At 40.9% G+C, this 10,014-nt stretch carries 7 protein-coding genes; 3 read left to right on the forward strand and 4 right to left on the reverse strand.

Going from position 1 to position 10,014, the window contains the following annotated elements; translation table 11 throughout:
- The 3 genes from ACEW8O_RS11325 to ACEW8O_RS11335 all read right to left on the reverse strand — a co-directional run.
- The coding region (locus tag ACEW8O_RS11325) for a penicillin acylase family protein (protein ID WP_373494742.1) at positions 1-2,287 on the reverse strand (2,287 nt) is incomplete at its 3' end.
- 397 nt (positions 2,288-2,684) lie between these two features.
- Positions 2,685-3,872 carry an aspartate aminotransferase family protein gene (locus ACEW8O_RS11330; RefSeq protein WP_373494743.1) on the reverse strand — a complete coding sequence of 396 codons (1,188 nt, stop codon included), beginning with the start codon at positions 3,870-3,872 and terminating at the stop codon, positions 2,685-2,687.
- Positions 3,869-4,765 (reverse strand): class I SAM-dependent methyltransferase, encoded by an 897-nt coding sequence (locus tag ACEW8O_RS11335; RefSeq protein ID WP_373494744.1) that lies wholly within the window; start codon positions 4,763-4,765, stop codon positions 3,869-3,871. The genes ACEW8O_RS11330 and ACEW8O_RS11335 overlap by 4 nt, the downstream gene beginning before the upstream one ends.
- 94 nt (positions 4,766-4,859) lie before the next feature.
- On the opposite strand from ACEW8O_RS11335, the gene ACEW8O_RS11340 reads away from it, so the two are divergent.
- The 3 genes from ACEW8O_RS11340 (at position 4,860) to ACEW8O_RS11350 (ending at position 8,831) form a co-directional block, all read left to right on the forward strand.
- Positions 4,860-5,540 (forward strand): hypothetical protein, encoded by a 681-nt coding sequence (locus tag ACEW8O_RS11340; RefSeq protein WP_373494745.1) that lies wholly within the window; start codon positions 4,860-4,862, stop codon positions 5,538-5,540.
- A gap of 16 nt (positions 5,541-5,556) precedes the next feature.
- Positions 5,557-6,801, forward strand: coding sequence for a S8 family serine peptidase (locus ACEW8O_RS11345; protein WP_373494746.1), 1,245 nt, complete (start codon positions 5,557-5,559; stop codon positions 6,799-6,801).
- Between the two features lie 74 nt (positions 6,802-6,875).
- Positions 6,876-8,831, forward strand: a complete 1,956-nt coding sequence (locus ACEW8O_RS11350) for a tetratricopeptide repeat protein (RefSeq protein WP_373494747.1) — start codon at positions 6,876-6,878, stop codon at positions 8,829-8,831.
- Here the strand turns inward: ACEW8O_RS11350 and ACEW8O_RS11355 are convergent.
- Positions 8,803-9,675, reverse strand: a complete 873-nt coding sequence (locus tag ACEW8O_RS11355; protein ID WP_373494748.1) for a substrate-binding domain-containing protein — start codon at positions 9,673-9,675, stop codon at positions 8,803-8,805. The two genes, ACEW8O_RS11350 and ACEW8O_RS11355, sit on opposite strands and share 29 nt — an antisense overlap.
- Positions 9,676-10,014: the final 339 nt, after the last annotated feature.

Here is a 10,014-nt window from a genome sequence, read left to right on the forward strand (position 1 = left end):
AGTGGGGGCTAAAGAGATTGCCGCTTTGGCCGGTGGGGAGGATGGACTCTCCTGCGGAAACATTGGAGAAATCGATGATTACCCGAAGTGCAGGGCCTGAATTGACTTTATAGATCCCATCAGGATTGATGGTAAATGCCATTTTATTGACTGCTTCTTCATTGGCAGCTACTGCAGGGGCTTTGACATTGAATATTTTATCCAAAGGCTTTTTGGCACCCAAAGGATGGGCATGTTCCAGAATAACCACGTTTTCCCATTGCCATTTTTCGGGATTGTTACCCAATTGTGATTTAAGTTCAGATAAGGTTGTTTCCAAAGCCGCCTGAATGATTTCTTTTCTACTTTCTTTTTGTGGGGTGTTAACATTGTCCCACCAAGGAGAATCTTCTGTAAGAATCAGCTTAGATGCACTTCGGATATACATAAAAGATCGGATAAAATCGTTGAAATAATCCTCTCCCAACTCATCTGCCATCATCCCATACATGGTATGGTAAAGCCATTTGTAATAAATGGTGGGGACAATGGCATCAAGTTCATGATAGCCATCCCAGGATTCAAGGGCACTGAGAGCTGATTCCAAGCCGTCGAAAGCTGATTTGTCGGAAGCAGCTAGCATGCTTTGAAGATTGATAGGTTGGGTTTCATTGATGGATTCCAATTGCAAGGTTTTGATGTTGTCCTTGGTCCAATCATTTCTTGAGGTAACGGTTTTTGCAATCCTGACCCACCTATCGCCGGGGTAGTAGTATCCAGGGTAAAATATGCCATTGCTTAAGGTATCAGGCTGATTGTTGGAAGTTGCCACAAAGCCGGACGGGGGATTGATGCTCATCGGATTTTCTTCGAATGGAATCCATTGGGTGATATCATTGGCAGGATCGCTGCCATCTGAAAATATCTTGCTGTTGATGTGATCAGGTCTTCTGGGAAGTTTGGCAGCAGCCCACCATGCAATGTTTCCGTCTTTGTCCCCATACATCACATTGAGGCCGGGTGCGTGGATAAGCCGGACGGCATTTTCAGTTTCCTGTATACTTTTTGCACGTGCCATCTTGTAGGTGGCCTCCAATGCTCTTGTTGGTTCAAGGGTATAAACCCACCAAGAGGCAACAGGATTATCAGTCATTTTCGCAATTTCGGGGACAACCTCATTCATGATGGGACCATGGACCGATTCTTTAATCTCGATTTCAACAGGATCTTTACCTTTAACCGGTATGGATTCTGTTCTTATTTTCAAAGGCCTGAATTCATCACCATAAATGGTTTCGTTGGGATTATTGGGATTTAATTTCTCTTCATAAAAATCCTGATCGTCATTTTCAAACATGGTGAGGCCAATCGCATGATGACTATTATGTCCTACAAATCCAAAGGGAACACCTGAAATATAATTGCCATAATAGCTAAAACCGGGGTATTCAATATGGGATTCGTACCATACCGAAGGTTGTGAAAAACCTATATGGGTATCATTAGAGAAAAGTACTTCCCCTGAAGCTGTCCGGCTGCCAGATATTACCCATCCATTACTACCTTCCAACAATGGAACCGGTAATTTCTCCAGTAAAGCTGAAAGTTTATCGTTGACAAACATTTCACCACTGTATTCATCCCTTTCAGGATAATTGTTGGGGATAAAATGATGTTCGGGCAGGGTATGAACTGAAAGGACTTCCATGTATTCAGGTCCTAATTTTCTGGCCATATGCGTTACCAAAGGATCAGTTTTCAATGCCATGGCAAAAGTAAAAGACATGTAACCGGTAATGGCATGGATATCATTGATGGTAAACTCCCTTGGTTTGGAACCAAGAAGGGTATATTCTATGGGAAGTTTTCCGTTTTGTATAAAATGGTTTACACCTTTGACATAGGCCTCAGCGGCAGTTTTCCATTCAGAATTCCCAGCCTTGTTCCATTCAGCTGTACTCCATTCAGTATGTTTGGGCAAGCCTAAAGTCCTGAAGAATTTATCGACTTCCAGCAAATCTTCACCCAATAGTTCCGCCAAAGTTCCCGTTCCGACCCGACGCGTCATCTCCATTTGAAACAGCCTGTCCTGCGCATGGACATAACCCAATGCCATATAGGCATCTTTTGCATTTTTCGCATAGATATGCGGAACACCGTAATCATCAAAATATACCTCGGTTTCTGATGATAGACCAGCGATTTCAATTTCACCTGAATAGGTTGGCCCGAATTGATACTTGATAATCTGATAGCCGGCAATGATGACAAAAAAAAGGATAATTAGGGCAAAGAAGAGTTTTTTCATTAGGGTTAGTTTGGGTATTGAATTTTGATAAAATATAAGTTTAACAAATAAAAGTCAGGAAACCTGAATTTTTGTCAAGCAATAATCGGGAAATTTCCGATTATCTAAAGAAAAAAATACAATACGGGGAAAATGCTTGAAAGATAATATTGTCTATGGACCTAATTTCTACTTAGAGTTCTAGATTTCTCTCCCGATAGCCATCGGGATCGAAATGACAAGGAAAAGCCCTCAGTGACACTTCAACCAAAAACCACATTCAAAATACCAATAAACTTTGCCTTGTCACCTCGACGACAGGAGAGGTCTATCAACCTTGATTCGGAGCAAAAGATTTCTCCTACCGTCGAAATGTCAAGAAAAACCCCTACTCTATTATTCAGCATAAGCATCAAAATCACCCCACTCCTTCCTCCACCGCATCCAAAATTACCCTACAAGCCTTCTCAATCTCCTCTTCTGTAATCACCAAAGGAGGAGCAATTCTCATGGCATCGTCGCAGAAAAGAAACCAATCAGTGATGACCCCTTTTTCTATTGCACGGTCGATAATGGGTTTTAATACATCAAATGATTCAAACTCCACCGCCATCATCAGGCCTTTGTTTCGGATGAATTTGATTTTGGGGTGGACTAATAGTTTTTTGAAAAGGTTGGCTTTGTTCTCTACCTGATCCAAAAGTTTTTCTTCCTGTATCACTTTGATAGTTGCCAAGGAAGCGGCTGCCGAAACCGGGTGGCCTCCAAAAGTCGTGATATGTCCCAAGAGAGGGTTGTTTTTAAAAGCACCCATCACCTCTTTGTTGGCGATAAAAGCACCAATTGGCATTCCACCACCCATTCCTTTTGCACAGACCAAAATATCCGGTACAATCCCAAAGTGTTCAAAAGCCCAAAATTTGCCTGTTCTACCAAAACCGGCCTGTATTTCGTCCATAATCAACAGGGTTCCGGTTTCATTACATTTTTTTCTCAGAGCGTGGAAATAATCGGAACAGGCGACTCTGATCCCGGCCTCTCCCTGTATGGTTTCTACAATAAATGCGGCAGTATTTTGAGTGATTTCTTCCAGTTGTTGAAAAGAGCCGTAAACCACATTTTTGATTCCGGGCAGAAGTGGACGGTAAGCCCTTTTAAATATTTCATTTCCCCCGACTGAAAGTGAACCATGGGAGGAACCGTGATAAGCATCGACACAGGAAATGATTTCACGCCTGTTGGTAAATCTTTTGGCCAATTTCAAAGCTCCCTCTACAGCCTCACTACCAGAATTGACAAAATATACATTATCCAAATGGGAGGGGAGTGTTTCGCAAAGTGCTTTTGCCAAAAGCGTCTGCGGACTTTGGACAAATTCTCCATAGACCATCAGGTGCAGATATTTATCCAATTGCTCACGTATAGCTTCCAGGACTTTTGGGTGCCTGTGACCAACATTGCTGACCCCAATTCCAGATATCAGATCTATATATGATTTTCCGTCAGGCCCATACATATAAACCCCTTCAGCCCTCTCGATTTCGATCATCAAAGGAAAGTCAGTGGTCTGTGCGAGGTGGGCAAGGAAGAGTTGACGGTTGTTCATTTTTTCCTAAACCTAAAGAAAATTCCAAGAGGCAGGTTCTTCTTGAATCTATCAACTAAATAAAGCTCTCCGTGTTCGGCATTTTCTATTTCTCCAAAATTGGAATGAATCAAGTTGGCAGCTATCATCGAACTGAAGCTTAGGGAATACATATTCAAAATCAGAAAGTGGTGGAAAGGATCAAGAAGTTCTGCGCAGAGTTTAAGCATTTCGTTGATCTGTTCTTCGAGGATCCATTTTTCACCATCAGGGCCTCGCCCATAGGCGGGTGGATCCAGGATAATTCCATGGTACTTGTTTTCACGCCTGACCTCTCTTCTTATAAATTTCATGGCATCATCCACGATCCATCGGATTCCTTCCTGTCCTGAAGATTCCATATTGTGTTTGGACCATGTTACTACCTGCTTCACGGAATCCAAATGCGTTACATCAGCACCGCATGCTTTGCCGGCCACCGAAGCAGCACCTGTATAGGCAAAGAGATTTAATAATTTGGGATTCTTTACGGGGAAAGATTTTAAAGTGTCCGAAATATAATCCCAATTGACAGCTTGCTCGGGAAAAAGTCCGATATGCTTGAAAGAGGTCCTGGCCAGATTGAGTTTCAACTTTAACCCATCAGGATTATTGTAGTTGATCTGCCAGTTGTGGGGTATATCTGCCAGTTCATTCCAATGGCCTTTTTCTGGATTGTTTTTCTCTTTTGAAAAATGTGCGTGTGCCATATTTTTCCATTCTTCCTCACTCATGCTTTTGTCCCAGATGGCCTGTGGTTCGGGACGGCTCAAGATATATTTTCCAAATCTCTCCAGTTTTTCAAATCCACCTGTATCAATAAGTTCGTATTCTTCCCAGTGTTGGGGAGCTAAGGACAAAATAGATTCTTTCATATTGCAAAAGTAAATATATAATTGAAGTACAGCCCATTTTCTAATTGTGATTTGTTTTGGTAAATTGTAAAAGAATAATCATCCCGACTCCAATATGCAGAAGCTCTTTAAATATTTATTGCTCTTTTTGATAGGGATGATGTTGGCATTTTCTGCATTTAGCCAGGCAATTCAAACCATCAAAAGCCCTGAAAATCGACATATGGGAACATTCAGACTGAACCCAAAAAGTGATGGAGTAAAGGGAACGCCATTCCTTTTCGATATCCCGCCAATGGGAAATATTTCTTTGAGCAATGGTAATGTACATGATCAGGTTCCTTTTAATATTTTGCTGGAAACCAATACGGTATATATCCAAACCGGAGGAGAAGATTCCGAACCATTGCCTCTGAAAAACTGGAACTGGATCAAAACAGGGGGAGAGGATGAAAGGCTTTTCAGGATGGAGTTTGTTTCCGGAAAATCTCAGTTAGTCGAGATCTTATTTGAAAATAACCAAGGGAAATATGTTGCTGTTCATTCCAAAACTCTTGTGAAACCCAGTGGTGTAAGGGATGGATATACAGGTCCCCAATATGACACTTTTAAACACGACATTAAATACCTTATTATCGAAGGGATGCAATCCACTGAGCTAAAGACAAATATCTCTGCAATGAAGGATTTGGCAGGGGATAGATTCAATGATTTAAAAGATTTTATGAAAAAAAATAAACTTAAACCGGAAAACCCTATTGATTTAAGAAAAATACTTATATTTCTGCTTAATTAACCACCCAAATTATTTTATGAAAAGACAGCGATTTTTAAAAGCATTTTTGTTGCCTTCCCTGATTCTCTTGTTTTTCTCTTGTTCAGAACAAAACCATCAGGAATTAGACACTGTAGGCAACCCGGATTTATTCGAATCCATCAGCACCGTACCCATCGAAGACCAGTACATTGTTGTGCTTCATGAAAACCAACTTTCCTTCAGGTATGATGAAGAAGATTATGAAGGTTCACAGATCTTGATGCGCCGGGAGGTAGATGGTATGTTTAAGCAATACAAGATAAGTGAGGATAACCTCGAAAGGGTTTATTCTATGGCTTTGACAGGATTTTGCGCAAGGATGGATCAATCCAAGATGGAAATGGTCCGAAATGACCCACGGGTAAAATATGTGGAGCAGGATAGAATGGGAACCCTTGGTAAACCTTCGGACAAACCGCCATTTAAAGTAAACGAGGATTTGGGGCCTAATACCCAAGTGGTGCCATGGGGCATCAAAAGGGTAGGGGGACCTTTTTCATATTCAGGAAGAAACAGTGTATTTGTAATTGATACAGGTATTCAATTGGATCATCCGGATCTGAATGTGGACAGCAAAAAAGGATTTGATGCCTATAATTCCAAAAGGAAAGACTGGAATATGGACGACGAACATGGGCATGGTACGCATGTTGCCGGGACAATTGGAGCGTTGGACAATAATTTCGGTGTAGTAGGGGTGGTACCAGGGGTTACAGTGGTGCCGGTCAAAATTTTCTTTGGACCCAGAGCTGATTATACTTATTCCGGAATGATTGCAGGTATAGAACATGTAGGTGTAAGAGGAATCCCCGGGGATGTTGCAAACCTGAGTTTTGGAGGTTTTGATTCCAGTACAGCACTTGATGAAGCCGTATTAAGAGTTTCAGAAAAAAGAAGGATTTGGATGATCATCGCCTCAGGAAATTCAAGATTGCCGGCAACTGCATTCAGCCCGGCAAGGGTAAAAGGAAAATATACCATCACCGTATCAGCCTTTGATTCAAGGGATAGATATGCTTGGTTTTCACATTATGGAGAACCGATACAATTTGGAGCTCCGGGAGTTTCAGTCCTATCCACATGGGCCGGTAATCGATATCGTTTAGAAACAGGAACTTCTATGGCTGCACCCCATGTATCAGGGCTTCGGTTGTTGGGAGACATTGATTCTGATGGTTATGTTCTCAATTACCCCATTTCACCTTCTGATCCAATTGCATTTAGAAGCAATAATCGGTGAAGAAAATAAAACGTTTGCCTTTGAGTTTTTTTAAAACATCTTGAATATCTTTTCGAAATTCATAGTTTAGAATTATGCGCAGGATTTTATTTTTTATTTTGTTCAATTTATCTACCTCTTTGTGCTTACTTGCCCAATTGCAGGAAATAGATAGTTTAAGCAAGATGGTGTTGATGGAGTCAACTGATTCCGATAGACTAAAAGCATTGAACAAATTCACACTTCAGATCAGGGAAAAAGATACCCAACAGGGTTTGAAATGGGGGCTTCAGGCCGAAGAATTGGCCATACAATTAGCGGACAGCCTTGAACTTGGCAGAGCAAAGGAAAACCTTGGATGGATTTATTGCAGGCTGGGAGTTTGGGATAAGGCTTTTAAGTACTCCAAAGATGCTTATATGATAGGTTTGAAATTCAATGACAGATTGGAAGTCGGAATGGCCCTCAACAATTTGGGTGCTCTTTACTATCAAAGGAAGAATTATATTGAGGCCATTAGGAACTTTAGGGAAGCTTATCAGATGTCACTTGAAATCGAGGACCCTTTTTTGACTATCAGGAGTTTGAATAATCTTGCTTTGAATTTTTCCAAGGTAGGGGAATTGGATTCAGCATTGTATTATGCCAATACAGCTTTGGATGTTAACAAAAGAAAAGGCTTGATGTATTTCACGAGTTTCACCCATAGGGTAATAGGAGATATTTTCCTGGCGAAAAACGTATTGGATTCAGCTATTCATACTTATGAATCTGCATTGGGTGTGGCTTCCCACCAAAGGCTCAAGACTTATGAGGCATCGATTTTCCATCGGTTGGGCAAAGCATACTTTCTTTCCGGGAATACACCTAAATCCCTTGAATATCTGGAAAAAGGGGTGAAAATATCTGAGCAAAATGGTTTCCAGGAAGAATTGGTCAATACTTATCAGGTCCTGGCTACAGTCTATCATTCCGTAGGAGATATCGCACGGGCCTATCAGTATCATAGGGCTTTTGCAGAATTGAAAGACAGCATGGAGGAAGTGATAGATGAGGAAAGGATGTCTTTGCTACAGGCAATGTTTGAGGTGGAAAAATCCGAGGCTGAAATCAATTACCTGAAAATAGAAAACTCCCTGAAAGAACTGGAAATCCAAATTGTCAGAAGGACAGTGTTTGTTGCATTGGGATTTGTTGTTCTCAGTTTGTTTTTGTTGATATGGCTGTACATTTTCAATAAAAAACTTAAAAAAGCCAATCACGAACTGAAATACAAAAAAGCCATTACTGACAATCAAAAAAAGGAACTGGAGTTAAAATCCCAAGAACTCTGTGAGTCCAATAAAATGAAGAACAGGTTGCTTTCCATTTTGGGACATGACCTCAAAAGTCCTGTGGCACAATTGAAAGGGGTCTTAGATCTCATGCATTCGCACGGACTTACAAGAGAGGAATTTGAAGGGGTTTCACATATATTGAAAAGAAACGTGGATGGGCTTTTTGAAACCATGGACAATATACTTAGCTGGTCCAAGTCCCAAATGGAGGGATTCAATGTACAGTTGTCCCCCACTAACCTGGGAAAAATTATCAGACCCTGTTTGGATTTATTGCAACATCAGGCAGCTTCCAAGGAGATTTCCATCAATTTGAATTTAGACCAGGAAGAAAAGGCTTTGGTAGATAAGGACCTGTTGCAGATCGTAGTAAGAAATCTGGTGAGCAATGCGATCAAATTTTCCAACAAAGGCTCCAAGATTGATATTTTTACCACTATTGAGGATGATATTTTGAAATTGGTAGTCCAGGACTTTGGTTTGGGAATGAGTGAAATCCAACTGGAAACCATACTCAATGATCAGGTTTCATTATTGGAATCAAGCGTCGGAACTGAAAAGGAAAAAGGAACAGGTTTAGGTCTCAACCTTTGTAAGGAGTTTTTGAATCTTATGGGTGGTAAATTAATCATCAACAGTATCAAAGGGGAAGGGACCACTGCAATTGTACACCTTCAGCGAATGGTTATTCAACAAGAACAAGCAGTGGAGTAAACAAAAGTTTTTCAGGTTTGGTTGGTTTATCGATCAGGCCCAGTTCCAATAAAACTCCCATAGTTTCCTCGAGCATTTTAATTGAAATCGTATTATCTGTTGACCATTGGGTTTGATTCAGCCAGGCTTTGATATCTTCCTCCTGTATTTTGTAATATTGGCTCAATTGTTTAGCGTAATCTTCTTTTTTGGATAATTCATTAGACATCTTATAAACAAGATCCCGTAATCTCCTGATTATTTCAGGGTTTTTATCCAAAGCTGTGGGATGGGCAACGATGGAAAAACATGGCCATGGTGTCGGCACTTCACCAATTCTTTTGAAAGTCCCACTATCTACAAGTGGTTTGGTCGTGTATTTTTCCCATAAAAAAATCTTATTGTCTTTGCCGCCCAAGGCTTTTTTGGCACCTTCAAGATCTCCTACTACCTCAAATTCCAATAATTCAGGATTCCATTTTTCTCTTTTTGCCAAGACAAAGGCCATCAAATGTGAACCTGAACCAAAGCGGCTGATTACAAACTGCTGCTTTTCCAGTTGACGAATTTCACTTACAGGTGAATTTGCAGGTAAATGAATGCCCCATACCAAAGGTGAAGTGACATGCAATCCAATGATCAAACCAGGATTGCCTTCTATTTTGTCTTTGATAAAACTTTCTGTCAGTATAATGGCCAGGTCAGTCTCTCCTGAACGAATGGCTTTGTTCATTGCACCCGAACCCTTAGGTTCATTGATCCACTCCAATTCAATGCCTTCCTGAAGAAAGGGCTGAGATTCAACCACCTTAACCCAAGGATAATTGAAATGCTCCGGAACACCGGTGATTCTAATTTTATCCATTTTTGTTTCTTTTTCCGACTATTTAGTGTTCAGTGTTCAGAGGGCAGTGATCAGTAGGCAGTGTTTAGTAGGCAGTGTTCAGTTTTCAGTGAGCAGTGTTCAGTAGGCAGTGTTCAGTGGGCAGTGTTCAGTTTTCAGTGGGCACTTTTTGCCGGTCTCGTAAAACAAAATCAGCTAAAAATCAGAACTAAACTTGTCCTTTTCACCTCTACGACATGAAAGGTTTGGGTACCTTAAATAGATTTCTCTCTACGTTCGAAATGACAAGGACAACCTTTTGTTACCTCTCCAACATTTTAGCAATTTAACCCTATTCTCTCCTCACAACTCCTGTTTTAT

The sequence above is a fragment of the Aquiflexum sp. genome, from assembly GCF_041749095.1.
Lineage (GTDB): Bacteria > Bacteroidota > Bacteroidia > Cytophagales > Cyclobacteriaceae > Aquiflexum.

Coding starts and splice junctions, on each gene's coding strand:
- ACEW8O_RS11330 (WP_373494743.1), bottom strand. CDS start 3,872: ATGAACAACCGTCAACTCTTCCTTGCCCACCTCGCACAGACCACTGAC.
- ACEW8O_RS11335 (WP_373494744.1), bottom strand. CDS start 4,765: ATGAAAGAATCTATTTTGTCCTTAGCTCCCCAACACTGGGAAGAATAC.
- ACEW8O_RS11340 (WP_373494745.1), top strand. CDS start 4,860: ATGCAGAAGCTCTTTAAATATTTATTGCTCTTTTTGATAGGGATGATG.
- ACEW8O_RS11345 (WP_373494746.1), top strand. CDS start 5,557: ATGAAAAGACAGCGATTTTTAAAAGCATTTTTGTTGCCTTCCCTGATT.
- ACEW8O_RS11350 (WP_373494747.1), top strand. CDS start 6,876: ATGCGCAGGATTTTATTTTTTATTTTGTTCAATTTATCTACCTCTTTG.
- ACEW8O_RS11355 (WP_373494748.1), bottom strand. CDS start 9,675: ATGGATAAAATTAGAATCACCGGTGTTCCGGAGCATTTCAATTATCCT.